This is a genomic window from Methylosinus sp. is20ea (assembly GCF_059718135.1).
Genome location: NZ_AP046088.1, coordinates 3,797,087 through 3,813,168, shown reverse-complemented (window position 1 = coordinate 3,813,168; position 16,082 = coordinate 3,797,087). Strand labels below are relative to the sequence as shown.

The window sequence follows — 16,082 nt, the reverse complement described above, 5'->3', positions numbered from 1 at the left end:
CGTGACCGGGGTTCCGTTCCCGTCGCGCTCAATAGCGATAGGTCAGGCCGGCCGACACGACATTCTGCGCATAGCCCCAATCCGTGGCGACATTCGGGGCGTTGAACAGGCCGCCGGCGTTGGAGCTGGTCTTCTGGAACTGATAGTCCAGCGTGATCGCCATATTGCGCCAGAATGTGTAGCCGAGGCCGACGCCGGCCGCCCAGACGGCGTCGGCGCGCGGCGAGTTGGTCCAGCGCGTCTCGCCATAGCCGCCGCGCAAATAGGCGGTCCAGAAGGGCGAGAAGGCGTAATCGATCTGGAGCTTGGACTGCGTGCTCAGATTCGCCGGCGACCATTGGCCGAGACGGGCGGCGAAAGCGGTCGGCGCGGCGGAGGCGACCAGCGTCTGGTCGACGGTCGCGGTGAATGTCAGATAAGGCGTCGGAAAATAGCGCAGCCGCGCGCCATAGGTCGGCTTGGAGACCTCGCCGCCGGGGAAATTCTGCTCGCTCGACTGGCTCTGAAAGCCGCCATAGACCTCGCCGCGGAACAGGCTGACGAGGTCCGACCCGAATCCGCCGATGATTCGATAGCCATTGGTGTCCGAGATCGAATTCTCGTAGCGGCGCAGATCGAGCGCCGGCTCGACGAAGCCGTAGATCATCGGCGAGAGCCACAGGCCGCCGCGCAGCGCGGCCGTGTAGCTCAATCCGTTCTGCGCGTCGCCGCTCGCGTCCAGAAACGGGAAACTGCCGCTCGGCCGGCTGTCATAGGCGACATATTGCACGCCGGTCGAGGCGCGCACGAACCAGTCGGAAATCTTCTTCTCGACAGCGACGGAGCCGGAGAGCTGATTGGAAAACTGCTGAGAGGCCGACACCGTATAGCCGACCGGAAAATAGACGGCGGGCGCGCTCGCCCCGAAATTGGAGCCGAACAAGCCGTTCTGCCGGGTGTAGTCGACAGTGAGATACACGTTCAGGTCGCTGAACGGCGACCAGATATGGTTCAGTCCGGCGCGCCCGGTCAGATTGGTCGGGTCGACATCCGTCGTCGGCGTGGGCGACAGCCGAAATTGCGAGCCCAATCCCGGATAGAGCTGGGCGTCGGCGCTCAGATAGGCCGTGGTCTTGTGCAGGCCATTGTCGACGCCCGCCTGAATCGACGGCCGCACGCGGACGCCGACATCGGCGCGGCGATTATAAGCGGTCGAATAAATATTGTCGTTGAAGACCGAGCCGATGAAGAGGGAGGGATAGACGATCCACCCCTCGATCGCCAAGCCTTCCTCTGGATTGGCGCCCATGGCGGTGACGCCGGCCGGAACGTCCTCGCCCTTGGCGACGGAGCCGGCGACGGCGGATATGAGGAGCGCGATCCCCGCCGCGACGCCATTCGGCAGCAAATTGCTCTTCATAACGCCCTCTCGAACGCGTTCAGCTTGTAGGTGAAACGCGCTCGCAGTCAAGCCTTCGCCGCGGCTCTGTGCAGGGGCGGCGCGCGCGGGCGTCCGAGGGACGGCCGTCAAAAATAGCGCTCCGGCACGCGAATGAGATCGCCGGGCAGCACGGGGATCGTCGGAGCCAGCGGATATTCCTTGAAACCCTGCTCGCCCACATGCTGGATGAGAATGGTCGATCGGCTCGCCCGATAGGTCGAGCCGCCGGCGAGCGCAGTGGCGCTCATCACATTGAGTCCGCTCTTATAGGCATATTCGCCGGGCTTGCCGACCTCGCCGAGGATATAGAAGGGGCGAAAGCTCGCGACATCGACGGTCACTTTGGGATTGCGCAAATATTCGCCGCGGAATTTTTTGGCCAATTCCTGTTCGAGCTGCGGCTTGCTCGAGCCCGCCGCCTTCACCGTGCCGGCCAGCGGCAGCGAGATATAGCCCGCCGGATCGATCTCATATTCTCCCGACAGCCTGTCCTCGCCGAAGACGGTGACGCGAATTTTCTCGCCCGGCTGCAGATTCGGCGCGGTCGTCGCCGCGTTGCGAATCAGCGCCTCGCGCTCCTCCGCGGAGACCGGACCGAGATTGGAGCCGCCGTCGCATCCCGTCAGAAGGAGGCAGAGCGAGAGGCAGAGGCCGGCTGAACGGAAAAACGACATCGATTTCGAATGTCCTCGTCCTGGAATGGCGCGCAGCGGGAGTAGATAAGTGCCCCGCGCGCAGCGCGTCAATATCACGTCCGAGCGCCTCGCGGCGAGCGGCGCCGGTGACTTTTGCGCGGCGCGACGCTACACGATCGGACGGATTTGCGGCAAAGCCGCGCAAAACAACGTCCCGCGCCGGCGCCGGCCGCGCGCGAGGGACATGAGAGGGCGCCGCGCATGGCGACCGCGAGACGGGTTTTCACCGCGGCTCTGCTGCTGCTTTCGCCGGCGGCGCCGCCCTGCGCCGCGGCGGCGGAATCGGCGAGGGGCGCCTTTGTCTTCTCCTCCGCCCGCAATTGCGCCGCGAGCGGACGTTTTCCGGCCGAGCTCTGCGCCTTCGCCGAGAGCAACGCCGCCGCCGAATTCGAGGAGAAGGCGCCCCGTTTTCCGCAACGCGGCCTCTGCGAGCGCGCCTATGGGGCTGGGGGCTGCTCGCTCGGCTTTCTCGGCGCGGACGGATGGGCCGGGAAAAAGACCGCCGTCTATTTCTCGCCGCGCCAGCGCGGATTTCGCATCACGGCGCGATCGGAGCGCGACGTGACCGTGACGCCCTCGACCGTGACGCCTCTGGCCGGCGATCTGCGATTTGCGCCGCGTTCGGCGCTGCGACGCGACGCGTCGATCAATCCGAGGGCCGCGCAGGCGCCGACGAGCGCGCCCGGCGGAGGCGGGGAGTTCGGCGTGTCGAGCCCGGACGGGCCCGCCGGCCCGACGCCGCCGCGCGCGCCGGTCGATCCCGATTTCGACTGCGCTGCATTTCTGGAGCCGACCGACAAGGGCGATCCGGCGAGCGGCTGCGCGCCGATGCGATCACGGCGATAGGCGCCGAATAGTCTAGCTCTGGTAACCGTTTCTTTGCCGGCCCCGGCGATCCTGCGGCGCGAAGCGAGGACGCGCATGCAAATCGAAGAATCCGTCCGTCGAACGACGCGCGAGGCGCCGCCGAGCAAAACGCCCCTTCGCCCGAGGCCCCGCCCGAGCGGCGCGGGGCTTCTCGCCTGCCGTCGCGGCGCGGCGATCGTCGAATTCGCCTTCATCGCCGCTCCGCTGTTCGCGGTTCTGATCGCGATCTGCCAGGTCGGCGTCGTGTTTCTCGCGCAGCAGGAGCTCGAATCCGCCGTCGAGAAATCGGCGCGCACGCTTTTGACCGGTGAGGTCCAGAAGAGCGGCCTCAATCGGGAGCAATTCACCACCAAGGTCTGTAGCGGTCTCACGGCGCTGTTCACCTGCTCGCAGGTGCTGATCGATCTGCAGACCGCGAGCGCCTTCTCCTCCGTCGACACATCGGCGCCGACGCTCACTTATGATTCCAGCGGCAACGTCACCAATAGCTGGAAGTTCCAGACCGGCGGCGTCGGCGCCATCCTCGTGCTGCGCGTGATCTATCAGTTTCCCATCGTCGGCGGGCCGCTCGGATTCAATCTGGCCAATCTCGCCAATGGTAGACGTCTGTTGATGGCCACCGCCGTATTCCAGGTGGAGCCCTACTCTTAAAGATCGGAAGCCGACCCCTTGCGAATGCGTTGTCTCAGTCGCCTCGTCTCGATCTCCGGCCGGCAAATGCGGCGTGGCGCGCGCGCGCTGCGGCGCGACGAGCGCGGCATGATCGCGGTCGAGTTCGCGCTGATGATTCCGATCGCGGTGCTGATCCTCGTCTGCGAGTTCACGCTCGGAGAAGCGCTCAGCATCAGCCGCAAGGTGGCGATCACGGGACGCACGCTGACGGATCTCGTCGCGCGGCGAGCGCTCGTCTCCACCGCGGACCTCACCACCATATTGAACGCCTCGACGCAGATCATCGCGCCCTTCTCGAGCGCGAATCTGACGATCGTCCTCGCCGAGCTCGCGACAGATGCGCACGGCGCGACGACGGTCGTCTGGAACGAGCCGTTCAACACGACGAAGCTGGTCGATGGATCGACTTTCATTCTTCCCACCGGCATGGCGCAGGCGAGCACATGGCTGATCTACGCCTATGTGCGTTACGACTACACGCCGCCTTTCGCCACGAAGATGATCCCCGCCGTGCCGATCCGCTACACCTTCTACATCAATCCACGTATCACCTCATCCGTTCAGCGGGTGAACTGAGGGAAAAGGCGGCACGACGCCCATGACGATCTTCTCGAGATTCGTCGCTCATCGCAGCGGCAATGTCGCGATCATATTCGCGCTCGCGGCGATTCCGCTGATGATCGCCGCCGGCGGCGCCATCGATTATGCGAGCGCCGGGCGCGTCAAGACGCAGCTCTATGCGGCGGCCGACGCCGCCGCGCTCGCCGCGACGACGCCCCCGATGATGCTGAAATCCTCCGCCGTCGCCAAAGCGGCTGCGACGACGATGTTCGCCGCCCAGGTCGCGCAGATCACGCGGCAGACCTACAACGCCGCCAATCTCACCATCGACGTCGCCGACGTTCCGGCGTCGGGCTCGATGACGCGCAGCGTGTCAGTCACTTATGCGACGCAGGTCCAGAACTCGTTCGGCGGCTTCTATGGCTTGCGGACGTCCAACATAACGGTGAGCGCCAAAGCGAGCGCGACGACGGCGCGCAACATCGATTTCTATCTGCTGCTCGACAATTCGCCGTCGATGGAGCTGCCGGCGACGCAGGCCGGCGTCGACGCCATGAACGCCTTCGGCTGCGCTTTCGCCTGTCACGAGAAGAATTTCACCGACAGCGAATATACGAGCCAATATCCCGGCTGGGGCGTCACGGACAGCTACACTTATGCAGAGAATAACGGGATAAAGCTGCGCATCGACAATGTCCGCGACGCCGCCAAGAGTCTTGCCTCGACGGCGCAGTCGCTCATGGCCTCCAATGGCGCGACCTATCGCCTCGCCGCCTATAATTTCAATTATGGGGTGACGATGATGCAGAGTCTCGTCCCCACGACGAGCGCCAATGTGGCCGCCATCCAGTCGAACATCGGAACAATGACGCCGCCATTGATGGACTCGAACAATGTGCTCGCGGCGAATTTGTCGTATACCTATCCGACCGGCAATGCGACCTATAATACGGTCACGACGACCAGCGCGCTCAACACGAGCGATGCGATGACCGATCTCAATCAGGCGCTCACCAAGCTGAACACGATTATGCCCGTCCCGGGCAATGGCACCACCGCCACCGGCGACACGCCTCAGGAGGTGCTGATGCTGGTGACCGACGGCGTCATCGACGCGAGCTATTATTCCAGCACGACTTGCACGACCTCGGTGAATTGGAGCTATTCGAACGGCTATGGCTCTTTCTATCGCTGCCTACAGCCGGTCGATACCTCCTTCTGCACGACGATCAAGAATCGCGGCATTCGCATCGCCGTCCTCTACACGACCTACTATCCGGTCCCGAGCAACGGGTTCTATCAGGGCACGGTCGCGACTTTCGCCTCGCAGATATCCGACAATATGAAAAGCTGCGCCTCTTCCTCCGATCTCTTCTTCGAGGTCAATACGAATGGCAATATCACCTCCGCTCTGGCGACCTTGTTCCAGAAGGCCGTTTCCACGGCCTCGCATCTCACGCAGTGATCCGGGCCGCGTTGCTTTCCCGCCTGTCGGCCGCTAATCTGCGCGCGGACCGCGCTTTGGCGTCGGCCGGAAGATTTTCGTCTCGACGCGAGCGTGCGAAATAGGGATGCGGGCGTTTCGTTCGATCTATGGCCTCGGCGCAGGGCTCGCCGCGCTGCTCGCAACCGGCGCGGCGCTCGGGCGCGGCGGCGATCACCATGATCCGACGCCTGCGAGCGACAATCCGCCGACGATCGCGACGAGCCTCCCCGAATCCCTGGCGCAGCCCGCCGCGGCGCGCGACGCGCTCGCCGAGCGCGGCTTCGAATTCGGCCTCAAATATATCGGCGAGAGCTTTTCGGACGTCTCCGGCGGATTGCGGCGGGGAACGATCTATGACGGCAAGTTGCGCGCCGCTCTGGACGCCGATCTCGACAAGGCCTTCGGCCTCTCGGGCCTCGTCTTTCACGCCAACGCCTCGCAGCTGCATGGACGCGGCATCGACCAATTCTACACGGGCGCGCTGATGCCCGTGAGCAACATAGAGGCGACGCCGACGACGCGCCTGTTCGAGGCCTGGCTCGAGCAGAGCTTTCCCGAGGGCGCGTCGATCCGCCTCGGGCAGATGGGCGCGGATCAGGAGTTCATGACGCGCGCCGCGGCGAAGATCTTCGTCAACAATAGTTTCGGCTGGCCGGCGCTCACGATCGCCGATCTTCCCGCGGGCGGCGCGGCCTTTCCGCTGTCCAATCTCGGCGCGCGGGTGAAGGTGGAGACGGAGCGTTTCGCTCTGCTCGCCGCGATCTTCGACGGCGATCCGGCCGGGCCGCAGGGGGCCTTCGAATCTCGCGATCCGCAGCGCCGCAATGCGGACGGACTGCGATTCCGATTGAAGGATGCGCCTTTCCTCATCGGCGAGGGGCAGTGGAAATATTCCGTAGACGGCCTCGACGGCGTCGCCAAATTCGGCGGCTGGCGGCATTTCGGCGCCTTCGCCGATCAGCGCTCGGGCGCGGACGGTCTCTCGCTCGCCGATCCGGCGAGCAGCGGCGTTCCGCTGCGCCGGCGCGGCAACTTCGGCCTCTATGCGCTCGTCGATCAGCAGATATTGCGCACCGGCGGACAAAGCGCCGGCGTTTTCGCCCGCGCCGAAGCCGCGCCCAATGATCGAAATCTGGTGAATTTCTACGCCGACGCCGGCGTCTCCATTCGCGGCGCGCCGTCGCGGCCGGACGATCTCTTCGGCGTCGCTGTCGGCTACGCCAGAGTGTCGAGCGGCGCGCGCGGTCTCGACCGCGACGCGGCCGTTTTCGGCAATGGCTTCGCGCCCATTCGCTCCGGCGAAGCGCTCGTCGAGGCGACCTATATCGCGAGCATCGTTCCCGGATGGACGTTGCAGCCGGATCTGCAATATATCCGCCGGCCCGGCGGCAATATCGCAGATCCGCGCGATCCATCCGGCGTCAGGAGTCTGCGCAACGCGCTGGTCGTTGGACTGCGCACGCTCATTCGTTATTGAAGCGTCAGACCGAGACTTTGCGGCACTCTTCCGCGCAGGCCTTGCAGGAGTCGCCACAGGCCTTGCATTCGGAAATTTGCGGGAAGCGGTCGCATTCTTTCTTGCAGGCCATGCAGACGTCGCCGACCGCCTTGGCGAGAGTCGGCGTGAGCGGCGAATTGACCGCCGCCATGGACTCGAGCGCGGCGCAGGCGGACACGAGATCATAGGCGGCCTTGGTGCAGCCCACCATGCTCGTATCGTTCATCGACAGCATGCCGAAGCAATGACGCAGGCATTCATTGCCCGTCGAGACGCATTCGGCGCTGGTCTTCATCAGCGCCTGGAATTTCGGCCCGTGCATCATGTGCTCGGCGTGCGGATTGGTGATCTGATCTTCGGCCAGAGCGCGGGTGGCGGAGAGGGCGGCGGCCGCGCCGACGGCGGCGGCGACGAATTCGCGGCGTTCCATTGGAGAGCCTTCCTTTCGTTTCGAGAAGTTTTCTCGCTCGAGAAAGTTTTGCTCTAACTGGCGCGGACCGCAGAGGCTTCAATCCTTTTCTCCGCGAGAGGGCGGTGGCTTCATTGCGCACGCGCGAGGCGGACGCCATCTAGGGTGAAAAAGGGAGGATGAAGATGCAGCCGAACATCGTGCTCACGCTCGCGCGTAGCGACGCCGAAGCGCTCGTCGGCAGCCTGCGCCGCCGCTTCGAGCGACTCTGCGACATTCGCAAGGAGCTCTGCGAGCCGGATGAATTCGACGAATTGGAGCGCGAGGAGCGCGCCTATTTCGACGCGGAGAATGCGCTCGTCGAGCGCGTCATCGTCGAGCTGACGCGCGCGCTGGAAGAGGATCGACGCCACTGAGGCGAAAGCGCGGCCCTCGGCTCACGCGTCGCGCGGCGAAGGCGTCGTCGCGTCCCAGGCCAGAGGCCGCGGCGCGCGGCGGCGAGTCTCCGGCCATCGCGCGAGCAGCATGCGCAGCACGACCATGAGATCGGCGGCGGCGTGCGACTGACCGAGATCGACGAAGGCGCGAATATCGGCGACGAGAATGTCGCGCACGGCGGCGGCGCCGCGGTGGCGGTTGAGGAGATAGCTGGCGAGGGTTCGCTCATGCGCCTTCGAGGGCGCGGCGCCGTCGAACGGCATGGGAACGAGGCCGCTCGGCGCCAGTATGTCGGCGATCTGCATCATCGGTCGGCTCCACGACTCGCTTTCTGACGCAGAGCGCTAAACCGATGACGATGACCTTTTGTGACAGAACGTATCGGGGGAATTACCTATTCGGCGCGGCCTCGGCGGCGTGGGCTTTGTCGCCGAGCAGACGCTCGGCGCTCTCGGCGACGCGCAACCAGACGCCATGCCCCTCGCTGTCGCCGGCTCTCTGGAAATCGACGGCCCGCTCCCGCGCATTGGAGGGCGCCTCGCGCTGCAACCGGCGGGTCAGCGCGCGTGCGTGAATCTCGACGGCCTGGTCCAGAGAAACTTCCATGGGTCAACTCCTCTGTCGGGCGGGCGAGCCCCAGCGGGCCCATTGGGTCATTTTGTGTCGCACATAAGGCGTCATTATGGCCCTGCGGCGTATCGTCGCGGGCTCATGTCGAGCTCGCGACGCGCCCAGTCGCGGCGATCCGCGTCCCGCCGGAGGAGGAACGCCGCCGCTCGACAGAGGTTGCGAGACGGCGCAGCGCCTCGAGCGAGGTCGGCCAGTCGATGCAGCCGTCGGTGACGCTCTGGCCATAGACGAGCGGCTTGCCCGGGACGATGTCCTGCCGCCCGGCGACGAGGTGGCTCTCGATCATCAAGCCGATGATCCGCCGTTCTCCGGCCTCGATCTGACGCGCGACATCGTCGACGACGGCGGGCTGGTTCTCCGGCTTCTTGCTGCTGTTGGCGTGCGAGGCGTCGATCATCAGATAGGGCGAAACCTTCGACTTTTCCGCCTCTTTCGCCGCGGCGTCCACGCTGGCCGCGTCGTAATTCGGCGTCTTTCCGCCGCGCAGGATGATGTGGCAGTCCTCATTGCCGCTGGTCGAGGCGATGGCCGAGCGGCCGTCCTTGGTGACGGCGAGGAAATGATGCGGCTGCGAGGCGGAGAGCACCGCGTCGAGGGCAATGCGCACATTGCCGTCGGTGCCGTTCTTGAAGCCGACGGGGCAGGACAGGCCGGAGGCGAGCTCGCGATGCACCTGGCTCTCGGTGGTGCGCGCGCCGATCGCGCCCCAGCCGACGAGATCGGCGATATATTGCGGCGTCGTCATATCGAGGAATTCGCAGCCGGCCGGCAGGCCCAGCTCATTGACCTCGAGCAGCAGGCGCCGTGCGAGGCGAAGCCCGGCTTCTATATCGAAGCTGCCGTCGAGACGCGGATCATTGATGAGACCCTTCCAGCCGACCGTGGTGCGCGGCTTCTCGAAATAGACGCGCATGATGATCTCGAGCCGGTCGCCGAGCTCGCGCTTCGCGTCGGCGAGCAGTCGGGCGTATTCCAGCGCGGCCTCGGGATCATGGACGGAGCAGGGACCGATGACGACGGCGAGGCGATCGTCGCGCCCGCGCAGTATGTCGCGCAGAGCGGCGCGGGCGCCGAGCACCATGGCGCTGGCCGTCTCGCTGCGCGGCAATTCGTGCATGATCTCGGCGGGCGGGCTCAATTCGGTGATTTTGACGATGCGAAGGTCGTCGGTTTCGATCGGCACGGCGGGCTCCTTTTTAAAGCATCACGCCGGCGGAACAAAAAAGCCGCCAGCGGGACTGGCGGCTCTCAGGGTTTTCAGGCTTCGCGTTGGTTCGTCACACGCGCTCGCCTCCCGTCGCCGCCGGCGCAGGATAGCTAAAATACCAGTAATAGCGCGTGGAGCGGGCGAGGGTCATGGGCTCGGAGTTAAAGCGGAGCGGGGGCGGAAGTCAAGCGGGGGGAGGACGTCACACGACGTCACGCGGGGGAGGAAGGACGTCACGGCGCGGGCACGCAGAGTCCCGCATATCCGGTCATGCGCGTGTTCAGTGGCGTGCCGTTTTCCTTGCCTTCCGCGGCTATGCCGAGAGAAGCGCGCGGCTGCAGCTTGCGCGCGGCCTCGACGCATTTCTCCTCTGTAGAGTATCCGGGAATGGCGTTTGTCGCGACCGCGCCCGCGGCCTGGGAGGTGGTGACGACGAAGGTCGCGATGACGAGCGTATAGGACATGGCAAATCTCCGCGAAGAATCGAAAAACGATGAAATACTGCGGCGCGCGCCGCCCGCCGTCTCCCTTATCGCGAAACGATTGCGAAACTGTCGCCGGTCAGCGGTAGATTTCGGCGATCGCCAGAAAATCCTTCGCCGTCAAGGACGCGCCGCCGACAAGCGCGCCGTCCACATTGGCGATACGCAATAGCTCGGCGGCGTTGGCGGGCTTCACCGAGCCGCCGTAGAGAATGCGCGTCGCCTCGGCGCCCGCGCCGAAGAGCGCGACGAGCCGAGCGCGGATCGCGGCGTGTATTTGCGCCACATCCTGCAACGTCGGCGTGAGGCCTGTGCCGATCGCCCAGACCGGCTCATAGGCGACGACCAGCCTCTCCGGCGCGACGTCCTGCGGCAGCGAGCCCTCGAGCTGGCGTTCGACGATCTCGTTGGCGCGGCCGGCGTCGCGTTCGGCGCGCGTCTCGCCGACGCAGACGATGGGCGTGAGCCCGGCGCGCAGGCCCGCCTCCGCCTTGGCGCGGACCAGCGCGTCACTCTCGCCATGATCGCAGCGCCGCTCGCTGTGGCCGACGATGACATAGGCGGCTCCGGCGTCGGCCAGCATCTCGGCGGAAATGTCGCCGGTATGGGCGCCATTGGGCTTTGCGTGGCAATCCTGCCCGCCGAGCCGGATTTCGGCGCTTGCGGCGATCGGCGCGGCCCGAAAGAGAAGCGTCGCCGGCGGGCAGATCGCCAGCTCGACTTTGGCGCGCAGGGCCACGTCGTAGCGCTCCGCGATCGTCTCGATCTCGCCGAGCGACGCCGAAAGCCCGTTCATTTTCCAATTTCCGGCGACGAGCGGGCGCGGCGTGGAAGACATGTCCGGGCGTTCCTCTGCAAATCGAAAACAATGAAGCGAGCAATTCTGGCCATATCAGCGCTCGCCGCCCTGGGCAATTCGCCGCGACGCCGCGCGGTTGCGGCCGCAAGGGAAAATTGTCGCCGCTCGGCGAGCGGGTTGCCGGGCGTCCGGCCGACGGCTATAAGCGCGCGATCCTAAATCCCATCCTCGAACTCGACGAGACGACGCGCCCATGGCGATCGAACGCACATTCTCCATCATCAAGCCGGACGCCACCAAGCGTAATCTGACCGGCAAGATCAACGCCCTCATCGAGGACTCTGGGCTTCGCATCGTGGCGCAGAAGCGTATCCGCCTGACCCGCGAGCAGGCCGAGACCTTCTATGGCGTCCACAAGGAGCGCCCCTTCTTCGGCGAGCTGATCGAATCGATCACCTCCGGCCCGGTCGTGGTGCAGGTGCTGGAAGGCGAGGGGGCGATCGCCAAATATCGCACGGTCATGGGCGCGACCAATCCGGCCAGCGCCGATCCAGGCACGATCCGCAAGGAATTCGCGGTGTCGATCGGCGAGAACTCCGTGCATGGCTCCGACGCGCCGGAGACGGCCGCGATCGAGATTCCGCAATTCTTCTCGGGCAATGAGATCGTCGGCTGATTTTCAGGCCGAGGCGTAGCTCGGGAAATAGGCGGTGAGCAGCCGGTCCCGATAGGCGACGAGATTGGCCTTGGCCGCGACGGCGTCCCGCAGCGGCGAAACGAGTTCGGCGACGAGCGACTCCGCCACCATGGCGAAGGCGCTCGCGTCGGCCGCGCTCGGCGCATCGCCGAAGAGATAGGGCTTATCGCCGAGCAGGACGGAAAGCGCTTCTATGTCGCGCCGTCCGAGCTCGGCGAGTTCGTCGTTCGAATGCCGTCCGAGGCCCTGCGCCTCGAGGCTGCGCGCGACTTTCTTGCGGATCAGCGCCTTCACCAGCGGACGGATGAATGCGGGCGCGCCGACGAAGAATTGCGCCGGCCCGCGCGCGAAATTGCCGTCGTCGATCCAGCGGGCCTGCACCAGCAGCCAATAATAATGCTCTTCCAGCATTTTCTCGATCGCCCAGCCGGCGGCGCGCTGCTCCGGCGTGAGGCCGGCGTCGAAATCTATGCCATAGTTTTTTTCGAGATAGACGCGGATGAACGTGGAATCGGCGACGATCTTCCCATCGTCGTCGATATAGGGAAGCTTGCCCTTGGGCGCGCGGCCGTAGCCGGTGTGGTCCTCGACATAGCGCAGGCCGCAAAATTTCAGCAGCGTCATCGTCTTGAGCACGAAGGGGCTGGCGTCCGGGAGACCGAAATAAGGCCCGAATGAGTATAATTTGATCATCGGCAAAACCTCTGTGTCTTTCCGTGTTTCAAGGAAACAGGGAAAGATTCAATGCTTTTGTTTTGACGCGTTTCCTGCGCCGAACCGGCGTCCGCTTCGGCTGGAAACGCTCTAGCGCCCTCACGGCATATGATCGTCAAAACCCGCCGCGCCACTTCGCGCGCCGCCGAGATCGAGGAATTCTCGCCTTTTTAGGTTAACACGGAACAACGCGCGCAGCAGGCCGCGCGCGGACCAGCGAGGCCGAAAGACGCCATGACGAAACCGCGAGTGACAAAACCGCGAGTGACGAATCGGAGAGCCTATTGGACATGGCGCGCGGCCGGTCTGCTCGCGCTCTCCATCCTGCTTTTGGCGACGCCCTTTGACGGCGCGCTCGGTCTCGCCAAGCTCCTGGCCTTGGGCGTCTATCTCTGCGTCTTTGCGCTGCCGAGCCCCTGCAAGGGCGGGGCGGCCTATCCTTTCGGACATGGCTTTCGACCTGGGGCGGGATGCCCGCGGTCGGATCAGCCGGAGGAGGGGACGGCGAGCGCCGGCGCCGGCGAGGAACTCGCGCCGAGCACGCGATTGCCCTTGGCTGCGACCGCGCCGGAGGCGACGAGCCGCAGCGCCCGCGGATAGAGGAGATGCTCCTGCTCGAGAACGCGCGCCGCCAGCGTCTGCGGCGTGTCGGCATCGAGCACGGCGACCGCGGCCTGCGCGACGATCGGCCCTTCGTCCATTTCCGGAACCACGAAATGGACGGTGCAGCCGTGGATTTTCACGCCCTCGGCGAGCGCCCGCTCATGCGTGTGGAGGCCGCGAAAAGCCGGCAGCAAAGCGGGGTGGATATTGAGCATGCGGTCGCGCCATTGGCCGATGAACCAGGGCGTCAGCAGCCGCATGAAACCGGCGAGGCACAGAAATTCGATGCGGTGGGTCTCCAGCACGATCTGCAGCGAGCGCTCGAACTCCTCGCGGCCGGCGTAGATTTTGTGATCGACGGCGGCGACCGCGATACCGGCGGCTTTGGCCTTGGCAAGGCCGGCGGCGTCCGGGCGATTGGACACGACGAGCGCGATCTCGGCCGGAAAATCCGGCGCATGGGCCGCCTCGATCAGCGCGTCCATATTGGAGCCGCGCCCGGAAATCAGGATCGCCGTGCGCAGCCGCCGGCTCACAGCGGCAGCGTCCCGCGCGTGACGACGCGCGGCCCGTCGCCGGTCGCCGCGATCTTTCCTATGGCGATCGGCGTCTCGCCCGCCTCGCGCAGCGCCGTGAGCGCTTCGTCGACGCCGTCCCGCGCGATGACGACGACCATGCCGATTCCGCAATTGAAAGTGCGCAGCATTTCCGCCTCGGCGACGCCTCCCTGCCGCGCCAGCCAGGAGAAGACCGGCGGCGGCCGAAACGCGCCGAGATCGAGCGAGGCGCCGAGCCCCTTGGGCAACACGCGCGGCAGATTGTCGGGAAAGCCGCCGCCGGTGATATGGGCAAGGGCCAAAATGGCGTCGCTGCGCTTCAGCGCCGCGAGCAGAGGCTTCACATAGATCCGCGTCGGGGCCAGCAGAGCGTGAGCGAGACTCTGGCCCGATGCGAAGGGCGCCGGGGCGTCCCAGGCGAGGCCGGCCTCGGCGACGATGCGGCGGATCAGCGAGAAGCCGTTGGAATGGGCGCCGGAGGAGGGCAGGCCGAACAGAAGATCGCCCTCTGTCACCTCGGCGCGCGGCAGCAGGCGGGAGCGTTCGGCCGCGCCGACGGCGAAGCCTGCGAGATCATAGTCGCCGTTGGAGTAGAGGCCCGGCATTTCCGCCGTCTCGCCGCCGAGCAACGTGCAGCCGGCCTCGACGCAGCCGGCCGCTATGCCGGAAACGACAGCGGCGGCGGCGTCCGGCTCCAGCTTTCCGGTCGCGTAATAGTCGAGGAAGAACAACGGCTCGGCGCCCTGCACGACGAGGTCGTTGACGCACATTGCGACGAGATCGACGCCGATCGTGTCATGGACGCCGGATTCGATGGCGATCTTGATCTTGGTGCCGACGCCGTCATTGGCGGCGACCAGCACGGGATCGGAGAAACCCGCCGCCTTGAGGTCGAACAGGCCGCCGAAGCCGCCGATCTCGCCATCCGCGCCCGGCCGGCGCGTCGAGCGCACGGCGGGGCGGATGAGATCCACCAGCCGATTGCCGGCGTCTATGTCGACGCCAGCCTGCGCATAAGTGAGGCCCTTGCCTTCCGCCATTCGGATGTCCCGCGCTCGTTTTCGAGCCTGCGGCCTAGCGCCTTATGCGCGCCGGCGCAATCCGTTTCGGACAGGGGACGAAACGTTCCGAGACTCGGCCAACTCTCCAGGATACGCTTCCCAATCTAGCGCTCTGCTTCCGTGGGAGGGCGGACATGCATTTGCTGCGCTGGGTCCGAAGCGCTGCACAGTTGGAAGTTTTGCCGCGCTCGGGTGAGTGACATCGAGCCATTCGGGCCGCCACGAACCTCGTCGGCGTCATGATCGTCTTGCCCGTCGTCCTCCCAAAAACACACGGGACAAATCTCATCGGCGCCCCGTTCGTAGAGCGTGCGATAGCTGCAACACGGGCAACGATGCGCGGGCGCCTCCGAGAATGGCGCGATAATATTTCCCAATATCATCGCCCCAGTTAGACCCGTGTCCGGGAGGAAGGACGACTCAGCCGTGCAGATGCTTCTCGATCGCGCTCGGATCGACCGGATTGAGCTCGACGCTCTCGCCGCAGCCACAGGCCGAGGTCTGGTTCGGGTTCTGGAACACGAAGCTCGACGAGAATTGCTGCACGTCGAGGTCCATGCGTGTGCCGAGCAGATAGAGGACGGCCGCGCTGTCGACGATGACGCGCGCGCCCTTCTCCTCGATCACCTCGTCGCCGGGCACGGGCTCGGCCAGCGCCATTTTATAGGCCATGCCGGCGCAGCCGCTCTTTTCCACCGAAATGCGCAGCCCGATGTTGGGATTCTCGGCGCCGACGAGCAGGCCGCGCACGCGTTCGGCGGCGGAGTCGCTGAGGCTCATGACGTTCATTCTTCGCTCCTATTGCCGTCTCTTCGTCGTCCGCTTATCGCGGCCCGACGTTGCGATCAATAATTCTTCCATACGCCCGGCGTCGCGAGCTCGACGAGATTGCCGTCGGGATCGCGGAAATAGAGGCTGCGCCCCCCGCGCGGCCAGTCCATCCGCGCCTCGACCGGCGCGCCCGCTTCGGCGAGCCGACGCTCCCAGAGGCTCAAATCCTCCAGCCGGATCGCGAGCGCGAAATGTAGCCGCCCGCGACCCTCATGCGGTGGAATCTCGCCTCCCGGCAGAACCACCGTCTCCTCCGTCGTCCCGCGCGCGAACAGCAAAAGCACGCTGCGCGGGCCGCAATCATAGGCTATGAGCCGCTGATCGGCGAACATGGGCGAAAGGCCGAGGACCTCCTCGTAGAAACGCGAGGCGCGCGCCAAATCGTCCACATAGAGCGCCGTCTCCAGACACCCGTCGATTTTCGGCGCGGGCGCGTCCATCGGCTCTCCTCGCGC

The 16,082-nt window shown here is 65.5% G+C and carries 21 protein-coding genes; 7 read left to right on the top strand and 14 right to left on the bottom strand.

What is annotated here, in order from left to right; translation table 11 throughout:
- Nucleotides 1–28: 28 nt before the first annotated feature.
- Nucleotides 29–1,399: an outer membrane beta-barrel protein gene (locus AC6IY7_RS17790; RefSeq protein ID WP_497780728.1), complete on the bottom strand. Its 1,371-nt coding sequence runs from the start codon at nt 1,397–1,399 to the stop codon at nt 29–31.
- A 107-nt stretch (nt 1,400–1,506) separates the two neighbouring features.
- On the bottom strand, nt 1,507–2,094 hold the full coding sequence (locus tag AC6IY7_RS17785; protein WP_497780727.1) for a polysaccharide biosynthesis/export family protein: 588 nt from the start codon (nt 2,092–2,094) through the stop codon (nt 1,507–1,509).
- Nucleotides 2,095–2,316: 222 nt separating this feature from the next.
- Between AC6IY7_RS17785 and AC6IY7_RS17780 the strand changes: the two genes are divergently transcribed.
- The 5 genes from AC6IY7_RS17780 to AC6IY7_RS17760 all read left to right on the top strand — a co-directional run bounded on the left by AC6IY7_RS17780 (nt 2,317) and on the right by AC6IY7_RS17760 (nt 7,178).
- Nucleotides 2,317–2,961, top strand: a complete 645-nt coding sequence (locus AC6IY7_RS17780; RefSeq protein WP_497780726.1) for a DUF1190 domain-containing protein — start codon at nt 2,317–2,319, stop codon at nt 2,959–2,961.
- Nucleotides 2,962–3,036: 75 nt separating this feature from the next.
- Nucleotides 3,037–3,633, top strand: a complete 597-nt coding sequence (locus AC6IY7_RS17775; RefSeq protein ID WP_497780725.1) for a TadE/TadG family type IV pilus assembly protein — start codon at nt 3,037–3,039, stop codon at nt 3,631–3,633.
- Nucleotides 3,634–3,657: 24 nt separating this feature from the next.
- Nucleotides 3,658–4,230: a TadE/TadG family type IV pilus assembly protein gene (locus tag AC6IY7_RS17770; protein ID WP_497780724.1), complete on the top strand. Its 573-nt coding sequence runs from the start codon at nt 3,658–3,660 to the stop codon at nt 4,228–4,230.
- A 22-nt stretch (nt 4,231–4,252) separates the two neighbouring features.
- Nucleotides 4,253–5,680 carry a TadE/TadG family type IV pilus assembly protein gene (locus tag AC6IY7_RS17765; RefSeq protein WP_497780723.1) on the top strand — a complete coding sequence of 476 codons (1,428 nt, stop codon included), beginning with the start codon at nt 4,253–4,255 and terminating at the stop codon, nt 5,678–5,680.
- Nucleotides 5,681–5,786: 106 nt separating this feature from the next.
- Entirely contained in the window at nt 5,787–7,178 is a 1,392-nt protein-coding gene (locus AC6IY7_RS17760; protein WP_497780722.1) for a carbohydrate porin, read from the top strand.
- A 4-nt stretch (nt 7,179–7,182) separates the two neighbouring features.
- On the opposite strand, the gene AC6IY7_RS17755 is transcribed toward AC6IY7_RS17760, so the two are convergent.
- A complete protein-coding gene (locus AC6IY7_RS17755; RefSeq protein ID WP_497780721.1) occupies nt 7,183–7,629 on the bottom strand; it encodes a four-helix bundle copper-binding protein in 447 nt (148 codons plus the stop codon).
- Between the two features lie 164 nt (nt 7,630–7,793).
- Here AC6IY7_RS17755 and AC6IY7_RS17750 point away from each other — a divergent pair, with 164 nt between their 5' ends.
- Entirely contained in the window at nt 7,794–8,024 is a 231-nt protein-coding gene (locus tag AC6IY7_RS17750) for a hypothetical protein (RefSeq protein WP_497780720.1), read from the top strand.
- A 21-nt stretch (nt 8,025–8,045) separates the two neighbouring features.
- Here the strand turns inward: AC6IY7_RS17750 and AC6IY7_RS17745 are convergent, their stop codons facing one another.
- From AC6IY7_RS17745 to tpiA, 5 genes are all read right to left on the bottom strand, one after another.
- Nucleotides 8,046–8,354 carry a hypothetical protein gene (locus AC6IY7_RS17745; protein WP_497780719.1) on the bottom strand — a complete coding sequence of 103 codons (309 nt, stop codon included), beginning with the start codon at nt 8,352–8,354 and terminating at the stop codon, nt 8,046–8,048.
- 82 nt (nt 8,355–8,436) lie between these two features.
- On the bottom strand, nt 8,437–8,652 hold the full coding sequence (locus AC6IY7_RS17740) for a hypothetical protein (RefSeq protein ID WP_497780718.1): 216 nt from the start codon (nt 8,650–8,652) through the stop codon (nt 8,437–8,439).
- A 103-nt stretch (nt 8,653–8,755) separates the two neighbouring features.
- Nucleotides 8,756–9,793 (bottom strand): 3-deoxy-7-phosphoheptulonate synthase, encoded by a 1,038-nt coding sequence (locus tag AC6IY7_RS17735; protein ID WP_497782881.1) that lies wholly within the window; start codon nt 9,791–9,793, stop codon nt 8,756–8,758.
- Between the two features lie 323 nt (nt 9,794–10,116).
- Entirely contained in the window at nt 10,117–10,347 is a 231-nt protein-coding gene (locus AC6IY7_RS17730; protein WP_497780717.1) for a hypothetical protein, read from the bottom strand.
- A 97-nt stretch (nt 10,348–10,444) separates the two neighbouring features.
- Nucleotides 10,445–11,203 (bottom strand): triose-phosphate isomerase, encoded by a 759-nt coding sequence (tpiA, locus tag AC6IY7_RS17725; protein WP_497780716.1) that lies wholly within the window; start codon nt 11,201–11,203, stop codon nt 10,445–10,447.
- Between the two features lie 214 nt (nt 11,204–11,417).
- On the opposite strand from tpiA, the gene ndk reads away from it, so the two are divergent.
- On the top strand, nt 11,418–11,840 hold the full coding sequence (ndk, locus tag AC6IY7_RS17720; RefSeq protein WP_497780715.1) for a nucleoside-diphosphate kinase: 423 nt from the start codon (nt 11,418–11,420) through the stop codon (nt 11,838–11,840).
- Between the two features lie 3 nt (nt 11,841–11,843).
- Here the strand turns inward: ndk and AC6IY7_RS17715 are convergent, their stop codons facing one another.
- The 6 genes from AC6IY7_RS17715 to AC6IY7_RS17690 all read right to left on the bottom strand — a co-directional run bounded on the left by AC6IY7_RS17715 (nt 11,844) and on the right by AC6IY7_RS17690 (nt 16,067).
- Nucleotides 11,844–12,554 carry a glutathione S-transferase family protein gene (locus tag AC6IY7_RS17715; protein ID WP_497780714.1) on the bottom strand — a complete coding sequence of 237 codons (711 nt, stop codon included), beginning with the start codon at nt 12,552–12,554 and terminating at the stop codon, nt 11,844–11,846.
- Between the two features lie 506 nt (nt 12,555–13,060).
- A complete protein-coding gene (purN, locus tag AC6IY7_RS17710; RefSeq protein WP_497782880.1) occupies nt 13,061–13,663 on the bottom strand; it encodes a phosphoribosylglycinamide formyltransferase in 603 nt (200 codons plus the stop codon).
- A gap of 47 nt (nt 13,664–13,710) precedes the next feature.
- A complete protein-coding gene (purM, locus tag AC6IY7_RS17705; protein ID WP_497782879.1) occupies nt 13,711–14,781 on the bottom strand; it encodes a phosphoribosylformylglycinamidine cyclo-ligase in 1,071 nt (356 codons plus the stop codon).
- A gap of 119 nt (nt 14,782–14,900) precedes the next feature.
- A complete protein-coding gene (locus tag AC6IY7_RS17700) occupies nt 14,901–15,179 on the bottom strand; it encodes a CPCC family cysteine-rich protein (protein ID WP_497780713.1) in 279 nt (92 codons plus the stop codon).
- A gap of 37 nt (nt 15,180–15,216) precedes the next feature.
- The gene (locus AC6IY7_RS17695) at nt 15,217–15,585 is read right to left on the bottom strand and encodes a HesB/IscA family protein (RefSeq protein WP_497780712.1); all 369 of its coding nucleotides are present in this window, start codon (nt 15,583–15,585) and stop codon (nt 15,217–15,219) included.
- Between the two features lie 56 nt (nt 15,586–15,641).
- Entirely contained in the window at nt 15,642–16,067 is a 426-nt protein-coding gene (locus tag AC6IY7_RS17690) for a VOC family protein (RefSeq protein WP_497780711.1), read from the bottom strand.
- Nucleotides 16,068–16,082 lie beyond the last annotated feature (15 nt).

Coding starts and splice junctions, on each gene's coding strand:
- purN (WP_497782880.1), bottom strand. CDS start 13,663: ATGGACGCGCTGATCGAGGCGGCCCATGCGCCGGATTTTCCGGCCGAG.
- AC6IY7_RS17750 (WP_497780720.1), top strand. CDS start 7,794: ATGCAGCCGAACATCGTGCTCACGCTCGCGCGTAGCGACGCCGAAGCG.
- AC6IY7_RS17745 (WP_497780719.1), bottom strand. CDS start 8,354: ATGATGCAGATCGCCGACATACTGGCGCCGAGCGGCCTCGTTCCCATG.
- AC6IY7_RS17780 (WP_497780726.1), top strand. CDS start 2,317: ATGGCGACCGCGAGACGGGTTTTCACCGCGGCTCTGCTGCTGCTTTCG.
- AC6IY7_RS17715 (WP_497780714.1), bottom strand. CDS start 12,554: ATGATCAAATTATACTCATTCGGGCCTTATTTCGGTCTCCCGGACGCC.
- AC6IY7_RS17730 (WP_497780717.1), bottom strand. CDS start 10,347: ATGTCCTATACGCTCGTCATCGCGACCTTCGTCGTCACCACCTCCCAG.
- AC6IY7_RS17740 (WP_497780718.1), bottom strand. CDS start 8,652: ATGGAAGTTTCTCTGGACCAGGCCGTCGAGATTCACGCACGCGCGCTG.
- AC6IY7_RS17760 (WP_497780722.1), top strand. CDS start 5,787: ATGCGGGCGTTTCGTTCGATCTATGGCCTCGGCGCAGGGCTCGCCGCG.
- AC6IY7_RS17765 (WP_497780723.1), top strand. CDS start 4,253: ATGACGATCTTCTCGAGATTCGTCGCTCATCGCAGCGGCAATGTCGCG.
- AC6IY7_RS17690 (WP_497780711.1), bottom strand. CDS start 16,067: ATGGACGCGCCCGCGCCGAAAATCGACGGGTGTCTGGAGACGGCGCTC.
- AC6IY7_RS17700 (WP_497780713.1), bottom strand. CDS start 15,179: ATGATATTGGGAAATATTATCGCGCCATTCTCGGAGGCGCCCGCGCAT.
- AC6IY7_RS17735 (WP_497782881.1), bottom strand. CDS start 9,793: ATGCACGAATTGCCGCGCAGCGAGACGGCCAGCGCCATGGTGCTCGGC.
- tpiA (WP_497780716.1), bottom strand. CDS start 11,203: ATGTCTTCCACGCCGCGCCCGCTCGTCGCCGGAAATTGGAAAATGAAC.
- AC6IY7_RS17790 (WP_497780728.1), bottom strand. CDS start 1,399: ATGAAGAGCAATTTGCTGCCGAATGGCGTCGCGGCGGGGATCGCGCTC.
- AC6IY7_RS17770 (WP_497780724.1), top strand. CDS start 3,658: ATGCGTTGTCTCAGTCGCCTCGTCTCGATCTCCGGCCGGCAAATGCGG.
- AC6IY7_RS17755 (WP_497780721.1), bottom strand. CDS start 7,629: ATGGAACGCCGCGAATTCGTCGCCGCCGCCGTCGGCGCGGCCGCCGCC.
- ndk (WP_497780715.1), top strand. CDS start 11,418: ATGGCGATCGAACGCACATTCTCCATCATCAAGCCGGACGCCACCAAG.
- AC6IY7_RS17775 (WP_497780725.1), top strand. CDS start 3,037: ATGCAAATCGAAGAATCCGTCCGTCGAACGACGCGCGAGGCGCCGCCG.
- AC6IY7_RS17695 (WP_497780712.1), bottom strand. CDS start 15,585: ATGAACGTCATGAGCCTCAGCGACTCCGCCGCCGAACGCGTGCGCGGC.
- AC6IY7_RS17785 (WP_497780727.1), bottom strand. CDS start 2,094: ATGTCGTTTTTCCGTTCAGCCGGCCTCTGCCTCTCGCTCTGCCTCCTT.